General features: G+C 70.6%; 24 protein-coding genes. 11 read left to right on the forward strand and 13 right to left on the reverse strand.

Annotated features, from left to right (window positions below; all coding sequences use genetic code 11):
• Positions 1–135 precede the first annotated feature (135 nt).
• The 5 genes from ACFYW3_RS21670 to ACFYW3_RS21690 all read left to right on the forward strand — a co-directional run bounded on the left by ACFYW3_RS21670 (position 136) and on the right by ACFYW3_RS21690 (position 5,159).
• Entirely contained in the window at positions 136–1,074 is a 939-nt protein-coding gene (locus ACFYW3_RS21670; protein WP_214943313.1) for a cellulose-binding protein, read from the forward strand.
• 128 nt (positions 1,075–1,202) lie between these two features.
• The gene (locus ACFYW3_RS21675; protein WP_351757158.1) at positions 1,203–2,225 is read left to right on the forward strand and encodes an ATP-binding cassette domain-containing protein; all 1,023 of its coding nucleotides are present in this window, start codon (positions 1,203–1,205) and stop codon (positions 2,223–2,225) included.
• A gap of 2 nt (positions 2,226–2,227) precedes the next feature.
• Positions 2,228–3,010, forward strand: coding sequence for an ABC transporter permease subunit (locus tag ACFYW3_RS21680; RefSeq protein ID WP_351757160.1), 783 nt, complete (start codon positions 2,228–2,230; stop codon positions 3,008–3,010).
• 212 nt (positions 3,011–3,222) lie between these two features.
• The gene (locus tag ACFYW3_RS21685; RefSeq protein WP_351757162.1) at positions 3,223–4,335 is read left to right on the forward strand and encodes an ABC transporter ATP-binding protein; all 1,113 of its coding nucleotides are present in this window, start codon (positions 3,223–3,225) and stop codon (positions 4,333–4,335) included.
• The gene (locus ACFYW3_RS21690) at positions 4,332–5,159 is read left to right on the forward strand and encodes an ABC transporter permease (RefSeq protein WP_351757164.1); all 828 of its coding nucleotides are present in this window, start codon (positions 4,332–4,334) and stop codon (positions 5,157–5,159) included. The genes ACFYW3_RS21685 and ACFYW3_RS21690 overlap by 4 nt, the downstream gene beginning before the upstream one ends.
• Before the next feature lie 16 nt (positions 5,160–5,175).
• Here ACFYW3_RS21690 and ACFYW3_RS21695 read toward each other — a convergent pair whose 3' ends face one another.
• Positions 5,176–5,523: an ATP/GTP-binding protein gene (locus ACFYW3_RS21695; RefSeq protein ID WP_351384181.1), complete on the reverse strand. Its 348-nt coding sequence runs from the start codon at positions 5,521–5,523 to the stop codon at positions 5,176–5,178.
• 261 nt (positions 5,524–5,784) lie between these two features.
• On the opposite strand from ACFYW3_RS21695, the gene ACFYW3_RS21700 reads away from it, so the two are divergent.
• Positions 5,785–6,804: an LLM class flavin-dependent oxidoreductase gene (locus tag ACFYW3_RS21700; protein WP_351757166.1), complete on the forward strand. Its 1,020-nt coding sequence runs from the start codon at positions 5,785–5,787 to the stop codon at positions 6,802–6,804.
• A 183-nt stretch (positions 6,805–6,987) separates the two neighbouring features.
• Here the strand turns inward: ACFYW3_RS21700 and ACFYW3_RS21705 are convergent, their stop codons facing one another.
• A complete protein-coding gene (locus tag ACFYW3_RS21705) occupies positions 6,988–7,380 on the reverse strand; it encodes an SCO5389 family protein (protein ID WP_053677465.1) in 393 nt (130 codons plus the stop codon).
• A gap of 220 nt (positions 7,381–7,600) precedes the next feature.
• Here ACFYW3_RS21705 and nucS point away from each other — a divergent pair, with 220 nt between their 5' ends.
• A complete protein-coding gene (gene nucS / locus ACFYW3_RS21710; protein ID WP_053677463.1) occupies positions 7,601–8,272 on the forward strand; it encodes an endonuclease NucS in 672 nt (223 codons plus the stop codon).
• Between the two features lie 69 nt (positions 8,273–8,341).
• On the opposite strand, the gene ACFYW3_RS21715 is transcribed toward nucS, so the two are convergent.
• The 3 genes from ACFYW3_RS21715 to ACFYW3_RS21725 all read right to left on the reverse strand — a co-directional run bounded on the left by ACFYW3_RS21715 (position 8,342) and on the right by ACFYW3_RS21725 (position 12,423).
• On the reverse strand, positions 8,342–10,900 hold the full coding sequence (locus ACFYW3_RS21715) for an ATP-binding protein (protein WP_389387001.1): 2,559 nt from the start codon (positions 10,898–10,900) through the stop codon (positions 8,342–8,344).
• Between the two features lie 194 nt (positions 10,901–11,094).
• On the reverse strand, positions 11,095–11,418 hold the full coding sequence (locus ACFYW3_RS21720; protein WP_053677459.1) for an STAS domain-containing protein: 324 nt from the start codon (positions 11,416–11,418) through the stop codon (positions 11,095–11,097).
• Positions 11,419–11,574: 156 nt separating this feature from the next.
• Positions 11,575–12,423: a 3-hydroxyacyl-CoA dehydrogenase family protein gene (locus ACFYW3_RS21725; protein WP_053677457.1), complete on the reverse strand. Its 849-nt coding sequence runs from the start codon at positions 12,421–12,423 to the stop codon at positions 11,575–11,577.
• Between the two features lie 453 nt (positions 12,424–12,876).
• Between ACFYW3_RS21725 and ACFYW3_RS21730 the strand changes: the two genes are divergently transcribed.
• On the forward strand, positions 12,877–13,449 hold the full coding sequence (locus ACFYW3_RS21730; protein WP_053677455.1) for a cob(I)yrinic acid a,c-diamide adenosyltransferase: 573 nt from the start codon (positions 12,877–12,879) through the stop codon (positions 13,447–13,449).
• Positions 13,450–13,557: 108 nt separating this feature from the next.
• On the opposite strand, the gene ACFYW3_RS21735 is transcribed toward ACFYW3_RS21730, so the two are convergent.
• Complete coding sequence (locus ACFYW3_RS21735) at positions 13,558–14,139, reverse strand: hypothetical protein (protein WP_351762196.1); 582 nt, start codon at positions 14,137–14,139, stop codon at positions 13,558–13,560.
• 194 nt (positions 14,140–14,333) lie between these two features.
• Here ACFYW3_RS21735 and ACFYW3_RS21740 point away from each other — a divergent pair, with 194 nt between their 5' ends.
• The 3 genes from ACFYW3_RS21740 to ACFYW3_RS21750 all read left to right on the forward strand — a co-directional run bounded on the left by ACFYW3_RS21740 (position 14,334) and on the right by ACFYW3_RS21750 (position 18,221).
• Positions 14,334–15,530, forward strand: coding sequence for a sensor histidine kinase (locus tag ACFYW3_RS21740; protein ID WP_389387002.1), 1,197 nt, complete (start codon positions 14,334–14,336; stop codon positions 15,528–15,530).
• On the forward strand, positions 15,527–16,183 hold the full coding sequence (locus ACFYW3_RS21745) for a response regulator transcription factor (RefSeq protein WP_351762186.1): 657 nt from the start codon (positions 15,527–15,529) through the stop codon (positions 16,181–16,183). The genes ACFYW3_RS21740 and ACFYW3_RS21745 overlap by 4 nt, the downstream gene beginning before the upstream one ends.
• Positions 16,184–16,316: 133 nt before the next feature.
• Positions 16,317–18,221 (forward strand): glycosyl hydrolase family 18 protein, encoded by a 1,905-nt coding sequence (locus ACFYW3_RS21750; RefSeq protein WP_389387003.1) that lies wholly within the window; start codon positions 16,317–16,319, stop codon positions 18,219–18,221.
• 87 nt (positions 18,222–18,308) lie between these two features.
• Here ACFYW3_RS21750 and ACFYW3_RS21755 read toward each other — a convergent pair whose 3' ends face one another.
• From ACFYW3_RS21755 to ACFYW3_RS21785, 7 genes are all read right to left on the reverse strand, one after another.
• The gene (locus tag ACFYW3_RS21755; RefSeq protein WP_053677710.1) at positions 18,309–18,758 is read right to left on the reverse strand and encodes a DUF2550 domain-containing protein; all 450 of its coding nucleotides are present in this window, start codon (positions 18,756–18,758) and stop codon (positions 18,309–18,311) included.
• 129 nt (positions 18,759–18,887) lie between these two features.
• Positions 18,888–19,262: a F0F1 ATP synthase subunit epsilon gene (locus tag ACFYW3_RS21760; protein WP_389387004.1), complete on the reverse strand. Its 375-nt coding sequence runs from the start codon at positions 19,260–19,262 to the stop codon at positions 18,888–18,890.
• Positions 19,263–19,390: 128 nt separating this feature from the next.
• Positions 19,391–20,833, reverse strand: a complete 1,443-nt coding sequence (gene atpD / locus ACFYW3_RS21765; RefSeq protein ID WP_008738184.1) for a F0F1 ATP synthase subunit beta — start codon at positions 20,831–20,833, stop codon at positions 19,391–19,393.
• A complete protein-coding gene (locus ACFYW3_RS21770) occupies positions 20,833–21,750 on the reverse strand; it encodes a F0F1 ATP synthase subunit gamma (RefSeq protein WP_351385471.1) in 918 nt (305 codons plus the stop codon). Before ACFYW3_RS21770 ends, atpD begins: the two co-directional genes overlap by 1 nt.
• A 20-nt stretch (positions 21,751–21,770) precedes the next feature.
• Positions 21,771–23,366: a F0F1 ATP synthase subunit alpha gene (gene atpA / locus ACFYW3_RS21775; RefSeq protein ID WP_053677441.1), complete on the reverse strand. Its 1,596-nt coding sequence runs from the start codon at positions 23,364–23,366 to the stop codon at positions 21,771–21,773.
• Between the two features lie 132 nt (positions 23,367–23,498).
• Entirely contained in the window at positions 23,499–24,314 is an 816-nt protein-coding gene (locus ACFYW3_RS21780) for a F0F1 ATP synthase subunit delta (protein ID WP_389387005.1), read from the reverse strand.
• The gene (locus tag ACFYW3_RS21785; RefSeq protein WP_351762177.1) at positions 24,311–24,856 is read right to left on the reverse strand and encodes a F0F1 ATP synthase subunit B; all 546 of its coding nucleotides are present in this window, start codon (positions 24,854–24,856) and stop codon (positions 24,311–24,313) included. The genes ACFYW3_RS21780 and ACFYW3_RS21785 overlap by 4 nt, the downstream gene beginning before the upstream one ends.
• Positions 24,857–24,866: the final 10 nt, after the last annotated feature.

The raw sequence follows: 24,866 nt of genomic DNA on the forward strand, positions 1-24,866 counted from the left end.
TGTCGCCTTGCCACTCAAAAGGGGTGTCATTGTCCAGATCAAACGTGGATTGACTCGATGACACGCCGTCTGGGCGCCTAGGATTCCCCTAACACCTCACGTAGCACCTCATCGGTCTCATTCGACAGGAACCCCATGAGCGACACTTCCTCCCCCTTCGGCTTCGAGCTCGTGCGGCGTGGTTACGACCGCGGTCAGGTGGACGACCGCATTACCAAGCTGGTCTCCGACCGCGACAGCGCACTGGGACGTATCAACTCTCTGGAAAAGCGGATCGAGGAGCTGCACCTCGAAACGCAGAACGCCCAGGCTCAGGTGAGCGACGCGGAGCCGTCGTACGCCGGCCTCGGTGCCCGGGTCGAGAAGATCCTGCGACTGGCCGAGGAGGAGGCGAAGGACCTTCGCGAGGAGGCCCGTCGCGCGGCCGAGCAGCACCGTGAGCTGGCCGAGTCGGCCGCCCAGCAGGTGCGCAACGACGCCGAGTCGTTCGCCGCCGATCGGAAGTCGAAGGCGGAGGACGAGGGCGTCCGCATCGTCGAGAAGGCCAAGGGCGACTCCGCCACCCTGCGCGCCGAGGCCCAGAAGGACGCGGCCTCCAAGCGCGAGGAGGCCGACGCGCTCTTCGAGGAGACCCGCGCCAAGGCCGCCCAGGCCGCCGCGGACTTCGAGACCAACCTGGCCAAGCGCCGCGAGCAGTCCGAGCGCGACCTGGCCTCGCGTCAGGCCAAGGCGGAGAAGCGTCTCGCGGAGATCGAGCACCGCGCGGAGCAGCTGCGTCTGGAGGCGGAGAAGCTCCGTACCGACGCGGAGCGTCGCGCGCGCCAGACCGTGGAGACCGCACAGCGTCAGGCCGAGGACATCGTCGCCGACGCCAACGCGAAGGCCGACCGGATCCGCAGCGAGTCCGAGCGCGAGCTGGCGGCGCTCACCAACCGCCGCGACTCGATCAACGCGCAGTTGACCAACGTCCGCGAGATGCTGGCGACGCTGACCGGTGCGGCCGTGGCCGCCGCCGGCTCCCCGATCGACGACGAGCCGGTCACCCGTGGCGTTCCGGCTCAGCAGAGCCGCTAGTACACGCAGTCGCCAGTACCACGGCGCGCGTAGGCGTTGTACGCCATTGCGCCGGACGGTTGGTACCGAGGGCCTTGTGTCACCTGTTTGAGGTGGCGTGGGGCCCTCTGCCGTTCTAGCGTGGCCGCATGATCGAGCTTGAGGGCCTCACCAAACGCTTCGGTGCGAAGACGGCAGTGGACAACCTCAGCTTCCAGGTCAGACCCGGGGTGGTGACCGGCTTCCTCGGCCCCAACGGGGCGGGGAAGTCCACGACCATGCGCATGATGCTCGACCTCGACAATCCGACCGCCGGGCGGGTGCGGATCGACGGGAAGCGCTACCGGGACCTGCCGGAGCCGCTCACGCACATCGGGGCTCTGCTGGACGCGAAGGCCATGCACGGCGGACGCAGCGCGTACAACAACCTTCTCTGCCTGGCCCAGTCGAACCGGATCCCGAGGAGCCGGGTGTCCGAGGTGCTGGATCAGGTCGGACTGACGGCGGTGGCGCGGAAGAAGTCGAAAGGATTTTCGCTCGGCATGGGTCAGCGGCTTGGAATCGCCGCCGCTCTGCTGGGCGATCCGGAGATCTTGATGTTCGACGAACCCGTCAATGGTCTGGACCCCGAGGGAATTCTCTGGATCAGAAATCTGATGAAAGCGCAGGCGGCGGAGGGGAGGACGATCTTCGTTTCCTCTCACCTGATGAGTGAAATGGCGGTGACCGCAGACCATTTGGTGGTCATCGGGCAGGGAAAGCTGCTCGCCGACTTGTCGATGGCCGATTTCATTCGGCAGAACTCACGAAGTTACGTACGCGTGCGCTCGCCCCAGCAGGAGCGGCTGAAGGACCTCCTGCACGGGGAGGGCATCGACGCGATCACCGTCCCGGCGACCGGAACGCTGGAGGTCGACGGCGTGGAGTCGGAGCGGCTCGGCGAGCTGGCGGCCCGGCACGGGGTCGTGTTGCACGAGCTCAGCCCGCAGCGGGCCTCCCTGGAAGAGGCGTTCATGCGCATGACGGCGGACTCGGTCGAGTACCACGCCCACGCGGCGCAAGCACCGGGCGCGCCGTCCGACCCCGGGGTGCCCGGCGCGCCTCCCGGGCCGCCCGGTTCCGGACCGGCCTGGGGCTCCTCGTACGACGCGGGCCGACGGAAGGGGAAGTGATCATGGCCGATTTCCCCGCTGTCCTCGCGTCCGAGTGGACCAAGATCCGTACGGTGGCCTCCACCACCTGGACGCTGATCGCCGCCCTCGTGGTCACGGTCGGCGTGAGCGCCGGCCTCTGCGCGTTCATCAACGCCTCGTTCGACGACATGCCTCCGCAGGAGCAGCTCACCTTCGACCCGACGCTGTCGGCCTTCGCCGGGATGGCCCTCGGCCAGCTCGCCATGATCGTCTTCGGGGTGCTGGTCGTCGGCACCGAGTACAGCTCGGGCATGATCCGCACCTCGCTCGCCGCCGTGCCGCGCCGCGGGAGCCTGCTGCTCGGCAAGCTCGTCGTCGCCACCGCCCTGGCGCTGGTCGTGGGCCTCGCGACCAGCTTCCTGTCCTTCTTCCTCGGGCAGGCCCTGCTGGGCGGGCGCGGCGTGGGGATCGGCGAGCCCGACGTCCTGCGCGCGGTGATCGGCGCCGGGCTCTACATGGCCATGATCGCCCTGTTCTCCATGGGCGTGGCCACGATGCTGCGCAGTTCGATGCTCGCCCTGTGCGTGCTGATGCCGTTCTTCCTGATGATCTCCACCATCCTCGGGGCCGTCGAGGCGACCCGGAAGGTGGCCCGGTACTTCCCGGATCAGGCCGGCTCCCGGATCATGCAGGTCGTCCCACCGGGCGCGGCGGGCGGGGACGCGCCGCCCTACGGGCCCTGGGGCGGCTTCGGGATCATGGCCCTGTGGACGCTGGCCGCCGTACTCGCGGGGTTCCTGGTCCTCAGGAAGCGCGACGCGTGACGAGGGTGGCCGGGGGCCGGCCATCCTCGTGCGACGGACGGAGGCGGGCGGGTGTCCGTCCCGGGACGGACACCCGCCGTACTACGGGGGATCTTCGGGTCGGACTCAGGGGTACCTCAGGGATGACGACCGGGACGGAACCGTAGGAGACTGGATATCCTCTTAACCCTTACACGGGCGAGAGTCGTACCGGCCTGCTAAGGGGCAGAACCATGATCGAGGCAGTCGGCCTTACCAAGCGCTTCGGCGCGAAGACCGCCGTCGACCAGCTGTCCTTCCAGGTCAGGCCAGGTCACGTCACCGGGTTCCTGGGGCCCAACGGCTCCGGCAAGTCCACCACCATGCGCATGATCGTCGGGCTGGACAGGCCCACTTCCGGCCATGTCACCATCAGCGGTCTGCCGTTCCGCGACCTGCCGAACGCGCAGCGTCACGTCGGCGCCCTCCTCGACGCGAAGGCCATGCACGGGGGACGTCGCGCCCGCACCCACCTCCTGGCCGTCGCCCAGCTCTCCGGCATCCCGGAGAAGCGGGTGGACGAGGTACTGGCCGTGGTGGGCCTCCAGGACGCGGCCCGACAGCGCACGAAGGGCTTCTCGCTCGGCATGGGCCAGCGGCTCGGCATCGCCACCGCCCTGCTCGGCGACCCCCGGGTACTGCTCTTCGACGAGCCCGTCAACGGCCTCGACCCCGAGGGCATCCTGTGGGTGCGCACGCTCATGCGGCAGCTCGCCGCCGAGGGCCGTACGGTCCTGGTCTCCTCGCACCTGATGAGCGAGATGGCGTTGACCGCCGACCACCTGATCGTGATCGGCCGGGGTCGGCTGTTGGCCGACATGGGCACCCAGGAGTTCATCACGCACAACTCGGCCGGATTCGCTCGGGTGCGCGCGGCCGATACCGATCGGGATGGCCGGGACACGCTCGGTGAAGCCTTCCGCAAGGCCGGGGGCCGGGTCCTCCAGGAGCCGGACGGGGCCCTGCGGGTGACCGGGCTGGACCTGCCGCGGCTGTCCGACCTCGCCCACGAGGCGGGGGTACGGCTGTGGGAGCTGTCTCCGCACCGGGCCTCGCTGGAGGAGGCCTACATGCGGATGACCCAGTCCTCCGTCGAGTACACCTCCACCGACGACCCCCGGGCCGAGTTGTGGGAGCCGGAGCCGCTGAGCGTCCCGGAGTGGGAGGCGGACGCGGCCCCCGAGGTGCCGCGGGCGGGGTTCTACGCGCCCCCGCCGCCCGGCGCGGACGCGCGTCCCTTCCTGATGCCCGGCAACCCCGGCGAGCTCGCCGGGGCCGCCAAGAGCAACCCCGAGGAAACCCGATGACCGGCCCGACCACGACCGCCCCCACCGCCCCCGGGGCGCCGCACGACGACGCCCGGCCGCACGTCGGGCACGCGGTGGCCTCGGAGTGGACGAAGCTGACCTCGGTGCGCTCGACGATGTGGACGCTCGGGGCGTTGGTGGTGATCGTCGTCGGCATCGGGCTGCTCTTCGTCTCGCAGACCGCGGACGAGGACTACGTGGCGATGCCGTTCACCACCCCGGCGCTGTTCGGTCTGCTGGTCGGCCAGCTCGCGGTGATCGTGCTGGGCGTCCTGACCATCACCTCCGAGCACGGCACCGGCCTGGTCCGCACCACGTTCACCGCCGCCCCCGACCGGCACCGGGTGCTCACCGCGAAGTACCTCGTCTTCAGCGCCACGGCCCTGGCGGCGACGATCGGTTCGGTCTTCGTGGTGGCCGCCGCCGCGATGGCCGTGCACCACGGCCCCGGCGCCGGACCGCACACCTTCGGGGAGTGGAGCGGCGCGCTCGTCGGATGCTTCTACGTCACGCTGCTCGGGGTGCTCGCCCTCGCGGTCGGGGCGCTGGTCCGGCACTCCGCCGGGGCGATCACCCTGATGCTCGGCCTGGTCACGCTGCCGCCGGTGATCGGCGGGATGCTCAGCTACTGGGAGGCCTCGGCCCGGATCGGGGAGATCGTCCTCCAGTACAACGTGCCGGTGGCGATGATGCAGTTGTTCGGCATGCCGACGGGCGAGGGCACGAAGGTGCCCGGAGACCTGCCCCAGATGCTCCTGCTCCTGCTGGTGACCGTCGCCGCGGTCGCGGCCTCGTACGTGATCGTCGACCGCAGGGACGTCTAGGCCGTCGCCGACGGGCTCAGTGCCGGGGCGCGTTCCGGGACCGCTGCACCCGCGAGGTGCGGCGGTCCTTCGCGTTCCAGCACGCCTTGTGCCAGTGCCGCCGGTCGTCCACGCCGCCGTACTCGGGCCAGGCCACCAGGTGCGGGGTTCCCGAGGGGATCTCCTGGTCGCAGCCGGGGCAGCGGTAGCGCTTGCCGGCCGCGCTCGCGCCGGCGACGTGCCGGACCTTCCACTCCTCGCCCTGGTACTCCTCGGTCTGCTCCAGGCCGAACCGGTCCAGGCCCCCCGAGCCCGACCCGGAGCCCGGGTCCGGACGGTCGGACGGATTCCCCCCGCCCCTGGGGCGGTTGTGGCGCGGTGACACGTATACCTCACGGATGGGCGGACGGCAGTGGCTTTCTCCCAGACTACGCGCAGCGAGCTCGGGTACCCGCAGGGTGTCCGAAGGAAGGCGACCGAACGGCCCGTGACGCGTGGGGCGGCATGACAATCCCAATAACTTTCCTGTCAGGCCGTGCCTTTGGCACTTGTCAGACGTTGTTGCCATCAGACGTTGATGCCATGAAACGGCACCGAGCCGGTCCACCTGGGGGAGGCCGCGCCGGCCGCTAGGAGGCTAAGGGCGATGCGCGTAGGAGCGTTTGTACTGGCGGCCCAGTTCCCGGGCCAGGGACAGGGGGAGGCGCTGCACCGGGCGGTGCGGACCGCCGAGGTGGCCGAGGAGGCCGGGCTGGACTCGGTCTGGCTGGCCGAGCACCACTTCGTGCCGTACGGGGTCTGCCCGTCGGCGGTGACCCTCGCGGCCCTGCTGCTCGGACGGACCCGGCGGTTGCGGGTGGGCACGGCCGTGAGCGTGCTGCCGAGCACGCACCCGGTGGCCCTCGGGGAGCAGGCGGCGCTGCTCCACGTCACCTCGGGGGGCCGCTTCACCCTCGGGGTGGGCCGCGGCGGGCCCTGGGTGGACCTGGAGGTGTTCGGGGGCGGTCTGGACGCGTACGAGAGCGGTTTCCCGGACGACCTGGACCTGGTGCGGCGCTGGCTGTCCGAGCCGCGCGTGGGGGCGGCCGGCGAGCGGTACGCCTTCCGCGAGGTGGCCGTCGTACCGCGTCCGTCGGAGGCGTGGGACGGCGACGGGAAGGGGCCTGAAGTGATCGTCGCGTGCACCTCCCCCGCGTCGGTGCGACTGGCCGCCGAGCGGGGTCTGCCGATGTTGCTGGGCATGCACTGCGGGGACGAGGACAAGGCGGACATGGTCGCGCTGTGGCGGCGCACCGCGCGGGACGCCGGTCACGACCCCGAGGCGGGGCACGTGTCGGCGGGGGTGTGCCAGTTGGCGGACCGGACCGCGGACGCCCGGGAAACGCTGGTGAAGGCGATGCCGGGCTGGTTCCGGCAGGGGCTGGACGCGCACGTGACGGTGGACGGCCGGCAGCGCGCGATGCGGGATCCCGTCGCCTACACGGAGCTGCTGTGCGACCTGCACCCGGTCGGTACGCCGCGACTGGCGGCGGACCGGCTGGCGGCGACCGCGGAGCGCACGGGCATCAGCCGGTTCGCCCTGCTCACGGAGGGCTCGGGCGATCTCGCCGCGACGGAGGAGAACGTACGACGCCTGGGCGCCGAGGTCCTGCCCCGCCTCGGTTGAGATCCGGGTCCCGTGCCGACCGCGACCGGGAGGTCTCCCGGGTCGACGGCGGTCGGAGCCCGGGGCTGCCGCTCCGGTGTCAGTCGCACCTCTCGCGACTCGGAGCGGCAGCGGGACACCGGCGGCGACGGGGCCCGGGTCCTGCAGTCAAAGTGGCGCCAGGCGAGACTTTGACGGCGGGGCCTAGCAGTCCCGCAGTTCCGGCGACTGGTTGAGCAACTGGCCCCGGATCGAGGTGAAGCGGGCGTGCCTGTCATCCGATGAGGTATCCAGCGGGAACACGGCGACACGGTGACAGTTCTGGAATGCCAGACGCACTCCGAAGTGCCGCTGGAGCGCACCACGTATCGCGTCACTCGCGAGGGCACGCAGCAGTTGCCCACGCGCCTGCTCGTCCGGCGGCGGCGTCTGGTTGTCGGCGAACTCTCCGCCCTCAACCTCCAGCTGAGCCACCAGCGAGCTGATCATCTCCCATGCGTAAGGCAGGGAGGTCCGGACGCAGTCGACGAAGGCGGCTTCGTCGACCTCGCCTCGCTCGGCCTGTTCGAGTAGGGCCGGTGAGACGTCGAGCGACATGGGTTCTCCTCTCGTGACCCCGGCGTTCGGGTCGCCGGAGTCTTACGGGCAGGGAAGGAGAGTCGCGACGCAGTGTGCACGCTCGACGACCTCCCGCTATCCACGGTAGGCGCCCACCGGGTACGGCACCAGGAGAATGCGCATACAACGCGCCATCCGCGAAGGGGGCTTTCACGGGCGAATCGCGTGGAAGGCCATCGGTCGAGTAGCGTTGCCGACCATGCGTCTCGTCATCGCCCGCTGCTCCGTCGACTACGCGGGCCGGCTCACCGCCCATCTGCCCTCGGCACCCCGTCTGATCCTCGTGAAGGCCGACGGCAGTGTCTCGATCCATGCGGACGACCGGGCGTACAAACCGCTCAACTGGATGTCGCCTCCGTGCACCCTCAAGGAGGGGAGCGGGGACGAGGCCGGTGTCTGGACCGTCATCAACAAGGCGGGCGAGAAGCTCATCATCACGATGGAAGAAGTCCTGCACGACTCCTCCCACGAGCTGGGCGTGGACCCGGGTCTGATCAAGGACGGCGTGGAAGCGCACCTCCAGGAGCTGCTGGCCGACCGCATCGACACCCTCGGCGAGGGCTACAGCCTGATCCGGCGCGAGTACATGACCGCGATCGGACCGGTGGACATCCTGTGTCGTGACGCCGACGGCGCGACGGTGGCCGTGGAGATCAAGCGGCGCGGCGAGATCGACGGTGTCGAGCAGCTGACCCGCTACCTGGAGCTCCTGAACCGGGACCCGCACCTCGCCCCCGTCCGGGGCGTGTTCGCGGCCCAGGAGATCAAGCCCCAGGCCCGTGTCCTGGCGACGGACCGCGGCATGGACTGCGTGATCCTCGACTACAACGCCATGCGCGGCATCGAGGACGACAAGCTCCGCCTGTTCTAGGGCGCCTCTTCCCACGGCTTTCACGGCCCCGTCGGCGATTGCCGGCGGGGCCGTGCCGTTCTCCGCCCCCTACCGGGTCGTGGACGCCTCCGGGGAGGTGTCGCCGCCCGTCGGGCCGGTGGGGACCGACGTTACCGGCGGCTGGGTCGACACCGACGGTTGCGGGGTCACCGAGGACGTGGACGGCTTGGGGTCCGGGGAGGTCGGCGACTGGACGGGCGTCGAGGGCGGCGTCGAGGTGCGCGGCGTCGTCGGGGACGAGGGCCGGTCGGACGGCGTGCGCACGGGCGGTGTCGTGCCCGTGCTCGGCACGGTGCCCGGATCACGGCGGGTGCCCGACGGTGCGGGGCGGCTCGGGTCCGCCGGATCGGCCGGGTCGGACGTCCCCGGCTCGGGTGCGGAGGTCTCCGAAGTAACGTTCCCGCTGCTCTCCGTCACGGACGTCGGGGTGGTCGACACGGCGGGCCCCTGCGGCTTGTCGTCGCCCGACGGCATCACCGCCAGGGCCACCACCGTGCCCAGCACGGCCACCGTCACCGCGCCGGCCGCGGCCAGCAGCGCCGTGCGGCGTCGGGACGCCGGAGCGGGCGGCGGCGGGGCGAGGGGCGGCGCCGCCGGCTTCGCCGTCAGGGGGAACGCGTCGTCGAAGACCTCCGACAGGGCGGAGGAGGACTTCTGGTCCCCCCGCTGGATCACGGGAACCACCTGCGTGACGGGCTCCCCCGCGGGCGGCGGCGGGACCCCGGGCCCCGCCGCCGCCACCGCGCCGACCGGTCGCGTCGGCGGCGACGCGGGCGGGGCGTCGGCCGGGGCCGCGAGAGGAGCCGCGAGAGGAGCCGCGGGAAGGGAGCCGGCCAGGGACGCGGGCAGTGACACCGGCGGGAAGGCCGTCGGCGGCGTGGAAGCCTTGGGAGGAGCAGGGGTCACGGGCGCCGCAGGGGTCACCGGCGCCGCGGGCGTCACCGGCGCCTCCAGCCGCAGCGGCGGCGATGCCACGCCCCCGGCCGTCTCCCGGTCCGTGACCAGGGCCAGCGCCCGTCGCCCCGCAACCGTGCCCCGCTTGTCGGCGAGCGCGCCGCGCAGACCGATCGAGGCCTCCAGCTCCGCCCTGGCCCGCTCCAGGCGGCCCTCGCACAGCGCGAGCACACCGAGCTCGTGGTGGAAGTACGCCTGTTCCGCGACCTCCCCGGCCTTGCGCGCGGCCTCCGCGCCCGAGCGCAGCACCCGTTCCCACGCCTCCCAGTGCAGCGACGCCGCGAAGGCCGGGGCGGCCGTGCGCGCCAGCAGGACGGCCGCCACCACGTCGGCGCCCGCCAGGGCCGCCAGTACCGCGTCGGCCTCCGCCGCGACCCGCTCCGGGGTCACCGAGGCGTGACCGGTCCACCAGACGTAGTGCCGGGCGGCCGTGCGGGCCTCCTCGGCGGCGCTCTCCCCGTACCCGGCCTCCTCCAACTGCCGGGCCACCCCGGGGGCCAGCCGGTAGCGCGGTCCGACCGGTGTCAGCAGCCCGCAGCCGAGGAGTTCCGCGACCGCCACGTCGGCGTGCGTGTCCCCCACCAGGGCCGGCAGGTGCGCGTGGTGGGGCATCTCCCCGCCGAGCGCGCACGCGATGCGCAGGGCGGCCCGCGCCGATTCGCTCACCCGGGAGGCGAGGAGTTCCGCCGGCGCGGCGGCCTCGGCCAGGGTGGGCAGCGGTACGTCGACGGGTTCGCGGGGGCGCTCCTCGAAGACGCCGGGCTCTTCCTCGTCGTCCGTCTCGTCGGTCCGGTTGAGTTCGTCCCGCCGGCGCAGCAGCGCGGCGGCCTGGACGAAGCGCAGGGGCAGACCCTCGGAGGCGAACCGCAGGTCGCCCGCCCAGGCGGTCTCCTCCTCGGTCAGGGCGCGCCCGGTGAGGGCCTCCAGCAGCAGGACGCAGTCGGCCCGGCCGAGGCCCCCGAGGAAGACCTCCTCCAGGTGCGAGTCGTCGGAGGGGGATTTGGTGTCGGGGGTGGCGGCCAGCAGGTAGGCGCATTCGGGCGTGGCCCGCAGCAGCTCGTCGAGCGCGGGGCCGCCGAGTTCCAGGTCGTCGAGGAGGACGACCGCGCCGATCTCCTTCACCCGTGCGAGGAGCTCCGGGCGGTCGGGGCGGCGGCCGGAGCCCTCGTACACGGCCGCGTACAGCGCGTGGAGCAGTTCCGCCGGTTGCTGCTGCCCGTGCCCGGAGAGCCGTACGACCCCGTCGGGCGCGACTCCCTCGCAGTCGAGGGCCACCGAGTCGAGCAGCGCGGAACGACCCGATCCGGCGGGTCCGGTCAGGCGTACGGAGCGTCCGCGCCCCAGCAGCCGTACGAGCCGCTCCCGCTCCTCCTCGCGCTCCAGCAGGAGCCGGCCGGGGGGCGGGGTGCCGGGCAGCGCCGGCGGTCTCGTGGCGGCGTCCCGCTCGGCGCGGGCGGCCGGACCGCGTTTGACGGGGTGTTCCTTCGCGGTGCCCGGTCGCAGGGGTTCTATCTCGCTGCCGTCGACCGGGTTGACGGTGAGGGTGAAGTCCCCCGCGGTCAGCGTGACGACCCGCGCGACGGATCCGCTCGCGGGACCCGACGCTGCCGGGGTGTCCTCGCCCGGTTCGGACTGTCCCTGAGTTCGGTCCATGACCAAGTCCCCCGATCGCGTCGCGCGTACCGCCGCTGCCGCCGTCGTACCGCCCGGCCTTCGCTCGCACACGCCGCAGTCGCTACTGGTCCGGTTTCCGCCCGAACCCTAGACCGTGGCCGGCCCCGCCGGAACCGCCGGGGTGCCTTCACCACCGGACCGTTACGTTTCTGCGGAATCGACGCACCCGGTCGTCACACGCGCGGCAGGGACTCCGCTTCCAGTCCGCCCTCGATGGCGAGGATCCGGTGCAGCCGGGTCGCCACCAGCAACCGCTGCATCTGCGCGGGCACCCCGCGCAGCACCAGGCGGCGTCCGCTCCGGCCTGCCCTCCGGTGGGCGCCCATGATCACGCCGAGGCCGGTCGCGTCCCACGAGTCGAGTGCCGTGAGGTCCAGCACGAGGTCGCCGTGGCCGTCGTCGAGGGCGGAGTGCAGGGCCGTACGGGCGTCCGCCGCGCTGCGCACGTCGAGGCGACCCCCGACCGCGAGTTCGGCGTGGTCGCCCCTGATGTGCATATGCGCTCCCGGCAGTCCTGCGTTCGTCTGGTCCGACTGGTCCGTGGTCGGCAACTCTCACTGCAACTGACTGCCTCAGGAGCAGGGAAGTTGCCGACCGTGAGCGAACCGATACCTAATTCACCCTGTCGGGCGAGGGCATTCGAACGATCGTGCTCAGTGCTTGTAGAAACCCTGGCCGCTCTTGCGGCCGATGTCGCCCGCGTCCACCATGCGGCGCATCAGCTCCGGCGGCGCGAACTTCTCGTCCTGCGACTCGGTGTAGATGTTGCTCGTGGCGTGCAGCAGGATGTCGACGCCCGTGAGGTCGGCGGTGGCGAGCGGTCCCATCGCGTGACCGAAGCCCAGCTTGCAGGCGATGTCGATGTCCTCGGCGGAGGCGACGCCCGACTCGTACAGCTTGGCTGCCTCGACGACCAGCGCGGAGATCAGACGGGTCGTCACGAAGCCGGCGACGTCGCGGTTGACGACGATGCAGGTCTTGCCGACCGACTCGGCGAACGCCCGCGTGGTGGCGAGGGTTTCGTCGCTCGTCTTGTAGCCGCGGACGAGCTCGCACAACTGCATCATCGGGACGGGCGAGAAGAAGTGCGCGCCGACGACCCGCTCCGGACGCTCCGTCACGGCCGCGATCTTGGTGATCGGGATGGCGGAGGTGTTGGAGGCGAGGATCGCATCGTCGCGTACGAGCTTGTCGAGCGCGCGGAAGATCTCGTGCTTGACCTCGAGCTTCTCGAAGACGGCCTCGACGACGATGTCGGCGTCGGCGACCGCGTCGAGGTCGGTGGAGGTGGTGATCCGGGCCAGCGCCGCCTCGGCGTCCTCGGCCGTCAGCTTGCCCTTGGCGACGAAGCGGTCGTACGAGGCCTTGATCCCGTCCGTGCCACGGGTCAGCGCGGCGTCGGTGACATCACGCAGTACGACGTCCCAGCCCGCCTGAGCGGAGACCTGAGCGATACCGGATCCCATGAGTCCGGCACCGATGACGGCGAGCTTCCCAGCCACTGCACACCCCTCGTTCTCGAATACGGCCCAGTCCCGTGGCCTCTCCGGCGGAGACTAGCGCCCGTGAGGGGTCGTGTGACCGCGAAGTAACACGCGTCACGTCTCATCTGACGGACATCACACCGGGACGGCTCAGCCCGCACCCGCCGTCCCCAACCGGTCCCCGATCGGCCGGAGTCGCCCGACCCGGCGCCGCGTTCCACCGATCCGGGCGGGCCGCTCGGGGCGGCACGGGCCCGCCAAGACGGCGACCCACCGGGCCTGTTCACCCCCGCGCCGGACGGCGAGCGCGTCGGGCACACCGCCCCCTCTTCCCCGTACCGCCATCTCTGCGCCGTTGCGTACCCTTTCGTGCGGGTCTGCGACCGTCGCCGGTGGACGGCGCCCGGCACCCGGGGGCCCCGCGCGCGGGCGCCGTACGCGTGTTTCGGGGTCGCTCACTAGGCTGGACACATGGTGAACCTCACGCGCATCTACACCCGCACCGGCGACCAGGGCACGACGGCCCTCGGGGACATGAGCCGCACGCGGAAGACCGACCTGCGGATCTCCGCGTACGCCGACGTCAACGAGGCGAACGCGGCCATCGGCACGGCGATCGCCCTCGGCGGCCTGTCCGAGGACCTGGTGAAGGTCCTGGTCCGGGTGCAGAACGACATGTTCGACGTCGGCGCGGACCTGTGCACCCCCGTCGTCGAGAACCCCGAGTACCCGCCGCTGCGCGTCGAGCAGTTCTACGTGGACAAGCTGGAGGCGGACTGCGACACCTTCAACGGCGAGCTGGAGAAGCTGCGCAGCTTCATCCTGCCCGGCGGCACCCCCGGCGCGGCCCTGCTGCACCAGGCCTGCACCGTCGTGCGGCGCGCCGAGCGCTCGACCTGGGCGGCCCTGGAGGAGCACGCGGAGGCCATGAACCCGCTGACGGCCACCTACCTGAACCGCCTCTCCGACCTCCTGTTCATCCTGGCCCGGACGGCCAACAAGGAGGTCGGGGACGTCCTGTGGGTGCCGGGCGGCGAGCGCTGACGGGCCCGTCGGTCGGAAGGCGGGCGGCGGCGGGCGGCGGCGGGCGGCGCGGGTCGGGCACGATCAGGAAGAGGCGGCCCGGGCCAGGCGGGATCCGGAAGAGACGGCCTAACGCTTGAGGAGGGCGGCGGGGTCCGCCTCGTCCCGGTCGGCCCTGCCCGCCGGCGCCTTCCGCGGCCAGATCGAGTAGGTCGCCGCGATCAGGGCCTGGATGCCGGCGATCCGCAGGACCACGAACTGCCATTGCCGCAGCGCGTCGACGTCCGCTCCGGCGCCCACGTACCGGATCGCGGCTTCCAGCAGGGCCAGCGAGACGGCCGCGGCGGCGAGGGTCCGCAGCCACAGCTTCCACTCGTGGACGGCCCGCGCCCTGCCGTACTTGGCGCCCGGCGGCTTCGGTCCCCCCGCCCAACGGTGGGCGGCGTGCCGGTCGAGCCATTTCACCGTGTAGTGGCCGTAGGCCACGGTGTAGCCGATGTAGAGGGCGGCCAGGCCGTGCGTCCAGCCCGGTCGGCCGCCGTTCCTCAGGTCCAGCGTGGTGAACACGAACAGGGCCAGCTCCATCAGCGGCTCGCACAGGAGCACCGCCGCGCCCAGCCTCGGCATCCGGGCGAGGTAGCGCAGCGCCAGCCCTGCCGCCAGCAGTACCCAGAAGCCGACCTCGCAGGCGATGATCAGCGCGACGAGCACGGTACTCACTCTCCCTCTCGGCCCCTCGACCCGGTCGGGGCGGCCCTTCCCGCCCTTCCCCGCCCTCCAAGAGTCCCGTCCGGTCCGGTCCGGCACGTCGTCTGCGATGACGAGAGCGACTGCACCCTTCGATGTAGCGGCTCCTCCGCCCAGCCGGCGAGGCCCGGGAGCGCTTCACCGTGTTGGATGGGAACGTGCCCTCGAAGACCCGCGTGTCCGCCTTCCGCCCCCACCGCGACGACGTGTTGCTGTGCGTCGTCAGCCTGCTCGCCGGGGTGCTCCTGTGGTCGCTCGGGGTACACAGCTCCCCGAACCGGAACCTGCTCCCCGACTGGGCGGCCCTGGTCCCGCTGGTCGCCCTCGGCCCGATGGAGCTGCTGCGCCGCACCGCGCCGCGCCTGACGCTGTCCGTGGGCACCGTCGGTGTGATCGCGGACCAGTTCACCGTCGGCAACCTGGTCACGGTCCTGATCTTCACCGACCTGATGTACGCCGCCGTCGTGTACGGCAAGCCCTCCATGGCCCGGCGGCTCCCGGTCACCACCGGACTGATCACCGTCGCCGTCACGATCGCCTCGGTGGCCTGGCTGCGCACCCCGCAGGCCCTGCTGATCGGCGTGATCACCGGCATCGTCGGCTTCGGGCCGGCCCTGACCGGAGCCACCCTGCGCAACCATCGCGAGGCGGCGGTGGCCGCCCGGCTGCGCGCCGAGCAGACCGCGCTGCTGGCCGAGATGGACCGCTCGCAGGCCGTGGCCGCCGAACGGGCACGGATGGCGCGGGAGTTGCACGACATGGTGGCCAATCACCTGTCGGCCATCGCCATCCACTCCACTGCCGCGCTGTCCATCGACTCCCCCGCGACCAGCCGGGACGCCCTCGGGGTGATCCGCGAGAACAGCGTGCAGGGGTTGGCCGAGATGCGACGGTTGATCGGGCTGCTGCGGGACGCCGGCGCGGAGCAGGAGCCGGTGGCGGTGCCCTCCCTCGACGGACTGGACGTACTCGTCGGCAAGGCTCGCGTGAACGGCGCCGGCAGCGGCCTGGACTTCGTACTGGACGACACCCGCGCCGACGATGAACCGCTGCCCGCACCCGTGGAGCTGGCCGCGTACCGCATCGTCCAGGAGTCGCTGACGAACGCCCTCAAGCACGCCGTCCCGGGGACGGTCCGGGTGCGCCTGACGTCCGCGGACGGGCTCCTGACCGTACGGGTGGACTCGCCGTACGGGGAGCGGACCGGCCCGCGCGCCCCGGGTTCCGGCGCGGGGCTGATCGGCATGCGCGAGCGGACGGAGCTGCTCGGGGGCGCGTTCACGGCAGGGCGGGCCGGCACGGTGTGGCAGGTGCGGGCGTCCTTGCCCGCCGAGGAGAGGGCGGTGACCGGGTGAACTTCCGGGTCGTGGTGGCGGAGGACCAGCGGGCGGTGCGCGCGGGTCTGGTGATGATCCTGCGCAGTGCGGGCGACATCGAGGTGGTGGGCGAGGCGGCGGACGGGGAGGAGGCGGTCCGTCTGGCCCGTGAGCTTCGGCCGGATCTGGTCCTCATGGATGTGCAGATGCCCCGGCTCGACGGGGTTTCGGCCACGCGGCAGGTGGTCGCGGAGGGGCTGGCCGACGTGCTCGTGCTGACGACGTTCGATCTCGACGAGTACGTCTTCGGGGCGCTGCGCGCGGGCGCCTCGGGCTTCCTGTTGAAGGACGCGGAGGCGGCGGAGCTGATCGGGGCGGTCCGTACCGTCGCCCGCGGCGAGGGGTTGATCGCGCCCGCCGTGACCCGCCGGTTGATCGCCGAGTTCGCGGCGCCGCAACCCGTGCGGACGGCCGTGCCGCCGGAGCGGGCGGCGGCGGTGGCCTCGCTGACCCGGCGCGAGCGGGAGGTGTGGGGCTGCCTGGGTGACGGCCTGTCGAACGCGGAGGTGGCTCGCCGACTGGACATGGCGGAGGCGACGGTGAAGACGCACGTCAGCAGGTTGCTGGGGAAGCTGGAGCTGCGCAGCCGGGTGCAAGCGGCCGTACTGGCGCAGGAGTTGGGCATCAAGTAGGAGGCTCGAAGGGAGGTCTGGACCTCTTGACGGTTGGTCCAGACCTTTCTAATCTCACCGCAACACTGTGGTGAGCGTGTCATGACAAGAACCTTGACGAGACGTGCTCACGGGCGGCGCAGGTCCCACCCCCATGTCGGAGTCGGCCCCACGACTTCGACGGACCTACGGAGGAGCACCCTTGAGCACAGCACCCCCACGACGCGTACGACTGCTCAGAAGGCTGGCCGCGACCGCGGTCGCCCTGGCCCTGCCCGTCGCCGGCCTCGTCGGCCTGGCGGGCACCGCACAGGCCGCCGGCTCCGCCACCGCGACCTACGCCAAGGCCTCCGACTGGGGCTCCGGCTTCGAGGGCAAGTGGACGGTGAAGAACACCGGCACCACCACCATCAACGGCTGGACCGTGGAGTGGGACTACCCGGCCGGCACCAGGGTCACCTCGGCCTGGGACGCCACCGTCACCGCCTCGGGCAACCACTGGACCGCCAAGAACGTCGGCTGGAACGGCACCCTGTCCCCCGGTGCGAGCGTCACCTTCGGCTTCAACGGCACCGGCCCGGGCGCCCCCTCCGGCTGCAAGATCAACGGCGGCTCCTGCGACGGCGGCACCACCCCCACCGACAACCCGCCGTCGGCCCCCGGCACCCCCACCGCGACCGGGGTCACCGAGACCTCGCTCACCCTGAACTGGGCCGCGGCCACCGACGACAAGGGGATCAAGAACTACGACGTCCACCGCGGCGGCAGCAAGGTCGCCACGGTGACCGGAACCAGCTACGCCGACAGCGGCCTGACCAAGGGCACGACGTACGCCTACACGATCACCGCCCGCGACACCTCCGACCAGACCGGTCCCTCCTCCGGCTCCCTCTCGGTGACCACCCCGGGCGGCGGCACGGGCCCCGGCCCCGACCCCGGTGACGGCACCAGGGTCAAGCTCGGCTACTTCACGAACTGGGGCGTCTACCAGCGCAACTACCACGTGAAGAACCTGGTCACCTCCGGCTCCGCCGCGAAGATCACGCACATCAACTACGCCTTCGGCAACGTCCAGGGCGGCAAGTGCACCATCGGCGACGCGTACGCCGACTACGACAAGGCCTACACCGCCGACCAGAGCGTCGACGGCGTCGCCGACACCTGGGACCAGCCGTTGCGCGGCAACTTCAACCAGTTGCGCAAGCTCAAGGCGAAGTACCCGAACATCAAGATCCTCTGGTCCTTCGGCGGCTGGACCTGGTCCGGCGGCTTCGGCCAGGCCGCCGCGAACCCGGCCGCCTTCGCCCAGTCCTGCCACGACCTCGTCGAGGACCCGCGGTGGGCCGACGTCTTCGACGGCATCGACCTCGACTGGGAGTACCCGAACGCCTGCGGCCTGACCTGCGACACCAGCGGCGCGGCCTCCCTGAAGAACCTGATGCAGGCCGTCCGCGGCAAGTTCGGCGCGAACAACCTGGTCACCGCCGCGATCTCCGCCGACGGCTCCAACGGCGGCAAGCTCGACGCGGCCGACTACGCGGGCGCCGCCCAGTACGTCGACTTCTACAACGTCATGACGTACGACTTCTTCGGCGCCTGGGCGGCGCAGGGCCCCACGGCCCCGCACTCCCCGCTCACCGCCTACACCGGCATCCCGCAGGACGGCTTCAACTCCGAGGCCGCGATCACCAAGCTCAAGGGCAAGGGCATCGCCGGCTCCAAGCTCAACCTCGGCATCGGCTTCTACGGCCGCGGCTGGACCGGCGTCACCCAGGCCACCCCGGGCGGCACCGCCACCGGACCCGCCCCGGGCACCTACGAGCCCGGCATCGAGGACTACAAGGTCCTCAAGGCGAGCTGCCCGTCCACCGGCACCATCGCCGGCACCGCCTACGCCAAGTGCGGAAGCAACTGGTGGAGCTACGACACCCCCGCCACCGTCGCCTCGAAGATGACCTGGACCAAGCAGCAGGGACTGCGCGGGGCCTTCTTCTGGGAGTTCAGCGGTGACACCACCAACGGTGAGCTGGCCAACGCGATCCACACCGGTCTGCAGTAGCCCCCGCGCTCCGCACCGGTGAACCGACGAAGCCGGGGAGAAGGGTCCGTCCCCCTTCTCCCCGGCTTCCTCACGTCACGGGCCCGCTCAGGCCACGTTCACCCGCTGGCCGGGCGGCGCGGCCTCCAGCCAGGCGAGGAAACCGGTCAGCGCGTCGTCGCTCATCGCCAGCTCCAGGCGCGTTCCCCGGTGGGAACAGCCGAGCACGACGGCGTCGGACAGCAGCGCCAGCTCCTCCTCGCCCTCGGGCGCGCGGCGGGCGAGCACCTCGATGGAGGAACGCTCCAGCAGCCGGCGCGGGCGCGGGGAGTAGCTGAAGACCCTGAACCATTCGATCCGGTCACCGCTGTAGCGGGCGACCCCGTACACCCATCCCTTGCCGGAGACGTCCGGCCCCTCGGCCACGCCGCCCCACCGCAGGCTGCAGTCGAAGGTCCCTCCGGACCGCTGGATCAGTCTCCGGCGCAGCCCGAAGACAAAGAGTCCGATCGCCAACAAGACCACGATCAGGCCGCTCACAAGCAGAGCGAGGAGCATCTTCACCGACCTCCTCGCTCATCGAATACCGCCATGCGAAAAACGGACGTACATCGCCTCAGCCGCGACCCGGTCTGGAAAATTCCAGAACGAACCGCGGCTGAGGTCGCACACTATTCGGTACGGGGCTCAGTGCCCCGTTACCGCGCGCAGTCGGACATCCGCGCGACGCTCGGCGGCCGCATCGGCCTCCGCCTTCGCGCGATCCAGTGCCCGCTCCGCCCGCTGGACGTCAATCTCGTCAGCAAGCTCGACGGTCTCGGCCAGCAGCGACAACTTGTTGTCCGCGAACGAGATGAAACCGCCGTGCACCGCGGCGACGACAGTGCCGCCCTCGCCGGTGCGGATGGTCACAGGGCCCGATTCCAGCACACCGAGAAGCGGCTGGTGACCGGGCATGACGCCGATGTCGCCGGACGTGGTGCGGGCGACAACAAGGGTGGCCTCGCCGGACCAGACATTGCGGTCCGCCGCGACCAGCTCGACGTGCAGCTCAGCAGCCAAGGTGGCTCCTCGGGTCACCACCCGGCGGGTCGGCCGGGTGTTGGGTCGAATTCTAATGGGCGTGGGGAGAGGGACGGGACGCACCCGCCCCTCTCCGTCAATCAGCTCTGCTCACGAGGAGCGGGGCTTCAGGAGACGCCCAGCTCCTTGGCGTTGGCCTTCAGGTCCTCGATGCCACCGCACAGGAAGAACGCCTGCTCGGGGAAGTGGTCGTAGTCACCGTCGCAGATCGCGTTGAACGCGGTGATCGACTCCTCCAGCGGCACGTCCGAACCGTCCACGCCGGTGAACTGCTTCGCCACGTGGGTGTTCTGCGACAGGAAGCGCTCGACGCGACGGGCACGGTGGACAACGAGCTTGTCCTCCTCGCCCAGCTCGTCGATACCGAGGATCGCGATGATGTCCTGGAGGTCCTTGTACTTCTGGAGGATCCCCTTGACGCGCATCGCCGTGGCGTAGTGGTCCGCCGCGATGTACCGCGGGTCGAGGATGCGGGACGTCGAGTCCAGCGGGTCCACGGCCGGGTAGATGCCCTTCTCGGAGATCGGACGGGAAAGAACCGTCGTCGCGTCGAGGTGGGCGAAGGTGGTCGCCGGCGCCGGGTCGGTCAGGTCGTCCGCGGGGACGTAGATCGCCTGCATCGAGGTGATCGAGTGACCACGGGTCGAGGTGATGCGCTCCTGGAGGAGACCCATCTCGTCGGCCAGGTTCGGCTGGTAGCCCACCGCGGAGGGCATGCGGCCGAGCAGGGTCGACACCTCGGAACCCGCCTGGGTGTACCGGAAGATGTTGTCGATGAAGAACAGCACGTCCTGCTTCTGCACATCGCGGAAGTACTCCGCCATGGTCAGACCGGCCAGGGCGACGCGCAGACGGGTGCCCGGGGGCTCGTCCATCTGACCGAAGACGAGCGCCGTCTTGTCGATGACGCCCGAGTCGGCCATTTCCTCGATGAGGTCGTTGCCCTCACGGGTACGCTCACCGACGCCCGCGAAGACCGACACACCGTCGTGGTTGTTGGCGACGCGGTAGATCATTTCCTGGATCAGAACGGTCTTGCCGACACCGGCACCACCGAACAGACCGATCTTTCCACCCTTGACGTACGGGGTGAGAAGGTCGATGACCTTGACGCCGGTCTCGAACATCTCGGTCTTCGACTCGAGCTCGTCGAAGCGAGGCGCCTTGCGGTGGATGGGCCAGCGCTCGGTGACGTTGGCGTTCTCCTCCGGGTAGTTCAGCACCTCACCGAGGGTGTTGAACACCTTGCCCTTGGTGAAGTCACCGACGGGGACGGTGATGCCCTCGCCCGTGTCGGTCACCGGGGCCTGGCGGACCAGACCGTCGGTGGGCTGCATGGAGATGGTGCGGACCAGGCCGTCACCCAGGTGCTGGGCGACTTCCAGGGTCAGCGTCTTGAGCGCGCCGTCTTCGGCCGGGTCGGCGACCTGGACCTTCAGCGCGTTGTAGATCTCGGGCATGGCGTCGACGGGGAACTCCACGTCGACGACCGGGCCGATGACCCGGGCGACGCGGCCCGTGGCGGCGGCCGTCTCAACAGTGGTCGTCATTACTTGTCACTCCCCGCGGTCGCGTCAGCCATGGCGCTCGCGCCACCGACGATCTCGCTGATTTCCTGGGTGATTTCGGCCTGGCGGGCCGCGTTGGCAAGCCGGGAGAGGCTCTTGATGAGGTCTCCGGCGTTGTCGGTCGCCGACTTCATCGCGCGGCGGCGGGCGGCGTGCTCGGAAGCGGCCGACTGCAGCAGTGCGTTGTAGATGCGGCTCTCGACGTAGCGCGGCAGCAGGGCGTCGAGGACGTCCTCCGCCGACGGCTCGAAGTCGAACAGCGGAAGGATCTCGCCCTTCGCGCCGGACTCTTCTTCGACCTTGTCGAGGCTGAGCGGCAGCATCCGGCCGTCGACCGCGTTCTGCGTCATCATCGACACGAATTCCGTGTAGACGATGTGCAGCTCGTCGACGCCGCCCTCGGCCGTTTCCTTCTGGATGGCCTCGATCAGCGGCTCCGCGACGCGCTTGGCGTCGGCGTAGGCCGGGCTGTCGGTGAAGCCGGTCCACGACTCCGCGACCTTGCGCTCGCGGAAGCCGAAGTAGGCCAGACCCTTACGGCCGACGATGAACGTGTCGACCTCCTTGCCCTCGCCGCGCAGCCGCTCGCTGAGCCGCTCCGCCTGCTTGATGGCATTCGAGGAGTAGCCGCCGGCCAGACCGCGGTCGCTCGTGATGAGCAGGACCGCGGCGCGCACCGGCGCCTCGACCTCGGTGGTCAGGGCGTGCTTGGTGTTCGAGCCGGTCGCCACCGCGGTCACCGCACGGGTGAGCTCGGTCGCGTACGGCATCGATGCCGCCACCTTGCGCTGCGCCTTGACGATGCGCGAGGCGGCGATCATTTCCATCGCCTTGGTGATCTTCTTGGTCGCCGTGACGGCACGGATGCGACGCTTGTAGACCCGGAGCTGCGCTCCCATGAGTCAGGTCCCTTCCGTCGTCACTTGGAGACGTTGACGGCCGGCGCGTCCTCGCCCAGAAGCTTGCCGTCCGAGGTCTCGAACTGCTGCTTGAAGGCGGCGATGGCGTCGGCGATCGACGTCAGGGTGTCGTCCGACATCTTGCCGCCCTCGGCGATGGAGGTGAGGAGGTCCTTGCGCTCGCGGCGCAGGTGCTCCAGCAGCTCCGACTCGAAGCGACGGATGTCGTTGACCGGGACCTCGTCCATCTTGCCGGTGGTACCGGCCCAGACGGAGACGACCTGCTCCTCGACGGGCATCGGCTGGTACTGGCCCTGCTTCAGCAGCTCGACCAGACGCTTGCCGCGCTCCAGCGAGGACTTCGAAGCGGCGTCCAGGTCGGAACCGAAGGCGGCGAACGCCTCCAGCTCGCGGTACTGGGCGAGGTCCAGGCGCAGACGGCCGGAAACCTGCTTCATCGCCTTGTGCTGGGCGGAGCCACCGACGCGGGAGACCGAGATGCCGACGTTCAGCGCCGGGCGCTGGCCCGCGTTGAACAGGTCGGACTCCAGGAAGCACTGGCCGTCGGTGATGGAGATGACGTTGGTCGGGATGAACGCCGACACGTCGTTCGCCTTGGTCTCGACGATCGGCAGACCGGTCATCGAACCGGCACCCATGTCGTCGGAGAGCTTCGCGCAGCGCTCCAGCAGACGGGAGTGCAAGTAGAAGACGTCACCCGGGTAGGCCTCGCGGCCCGGCGGGCGGCGCAGCAGCAGCGACACGGCGCGGTAGGCGTCGGCCTGCTTCGACAGGTCGTCGAAGATGATCAGGACGTGCTTGCCGGCGTACATCCAGTGCTGGCCGATGGCGGAACCGGTGTACGGCGCCAGGTACTTGAAGCCGGCCGGGTCGGACGCCGGGGCGGCGACGATCGTCGTGTACTCCAGCGCGCCGGCGTCTTCCAGGGCGCCGCGAACGGACGCGATGGTCGAGCCCTTCTGGCCGATGGCGACGTAGATGCAGCGAACCTGCTTGTTCACGTCGCCGGAGCGCCAGTTGTCGCGCTGGTTGATGATCGTGTCGACGGCCAGGGCGGTCTTGCCCGTCTGGCGGTCGCCGATGATCAGCTGACGCTGGCCGCGGCCGATCGGCACCATCGCGTCGATGGCCTTGTAGCCGGTCTGCATGGGCTCGTGGACCGACTTGCGGACCATGACGCCCGGGGCCTGCAGCTCGAGGGCGCGGCGGCCTTCGGTCGCGATCTCGCCGAGACCGTCGATCGGGTTGCCGAGCGGGTCGACAACGCGGCCGAGGTAACCCTCGCCGACACCTACGGAGAGAACCTCACCGGTGCGCTGCACCGGCTGGCCCTCCTCGATTCCGCTGAATTCGCCGAGGACGACCGCACCGATCTCGCGCTCCTCGAGGTTGAGGGCGAGACCGAGGGTGCCGTCCTCGAACTTCAGCAGTTCGTTCGCCATGGCGGAGGGCAGGCCCTCCACCTTTGCGATGCCGTCGCCGGCAACGCTGACCGTTCCGACCTCCTCGCGCGAGGCCGCGTCCGGCTGGTACGACTGGACAAAGTTCTCCAGTGCGTCCCGGATCTCCTCCGGCCGGATCGTGAGCTCCGCCATCTGGGTTCCCTGCTCTCCTTGTTGGGCCTGAAGCTTCTTAGGGGTCTGGGGGCGACCCCCAGGAATCTTCTGCAAGTTCTGCACGGCCCAACCGGGCCGCTAGGAATGCTTTTCGTTCTGTTTGGTGGCTGGTCAGCCGGCCATGCGGCGGGTCGCCTCGGAGAGGCGGTCCGCGATGGTGCCGTCGATGACCTCGTCGCCGACCCGCACCACGATCCCGCCGAGGACCGTGGGGTCCACGTCGAGGTTGAGGTGCATCTGGCGGCCGTACAGCTTGGCCAGCACCGCGCCGAGACGCTGCTTCTGCGCGTCGTCGAGCGGAACCGCGGTGGTCACGGTGGCGACCATGCGGTCACGACGCTCGGCGGCGAGCTTGGAAAGGGAGCCGAGTCCCGTTTCCAGGCTACGTCCACGCGGGTGCGTGACAAGACGGGTCACCAGGCGCTCGGTGACGGCGTTCGCCTTGCCGCCGAGCAGGCTGCTCAGCAGCTCGCTCTTGGCGGCGGGCGTGGCCGCACGGTCGGTCAGCGCGGAACGCAGCCCGGTGTTCGAGGCGACGATCCGGCCGAACCGGAACAGCTCGTCCTCGACGTTGTCGAGCGCGTTCACCTGCTGGGCCGCGGTGAGGTCGGCGGTGGCCGCCAACGCCTCCAGCGAGTCCACCAGGTCACGGGACCGCGACCAGCGGGACCGGACGAGGCCGGACACCAGGTCGAGGGTTTCCCCGCTCACCTGACCCGCCAACACCCGACCGACCAGCTCGGCCTTGGCCTCGCCGGACTGCGCCGGGTCCGTGATGACCCGACGCAGCGAGACCTCACGGTCGAGCAGCGCGGTGACGGCTGCCAGCTCGCCGGCGAGCTTCGCCGCGTCGACGGACGTGTTGTCCATCAGCGCGTCGAGACGCTCGCGTGCGGAGGCCAGCGCCTCGCGGCTCGATCCGTTCATCGGGCCGCCTCGGCCTTCTCCTCAAGCTCGCTGAGGAAGCGGTCGATCGTGCGGCTCTGCCGGGCGTGGTCCTCGAGGGACTCGCCGACGAGCTTTCCGGCCAGGTCGGTGGCGAGCTTGCCAACGTCCTGACGCAGCGCCTGCGAGGCGGCCTTACGGTCGGCCGCGATCTGGGCGTGGCCGGCAGCGATGATGTCCTCACGCTGCCGCTGGCCCTCTGCGCGCAGTTCTTCCTTGAGCGCAGTGCCCTGCTCGAGCGCGTCTTGGCGCATGCGGGCGGCTTCGTGCCGGGCCTCGGCGAGCTGGGCCTTGTACTGCTCCAGCACGCTCTGGGCTTCGGTCTGGGCCGCCTCGGCCTGCTCGATACCGCCTTCGATGGCCTCGCGACGCTCTTCCAGAACCTTGTTGATGTTCGGGAGGAACTTCCACGCGAAGAAACCGAAGACGATGGCGAAGGCCAGTAGACCGATGACGAGCTCGGGGATCGGCGGGACGAGGGGATTCTGAATCTCCTCAGCTGCCAGCGGTACCAGGGCGATCACATCAGTGCCT

The sequence above is a fragment of the Streptomyces sp. NPDC002602 genome (assembly GCF_042889445.1).
Lineage (GTDB): Bacteria > Actinomycetota > Actinomycetes > Streptomycetales > Streptomycetaceae > Streptomyces.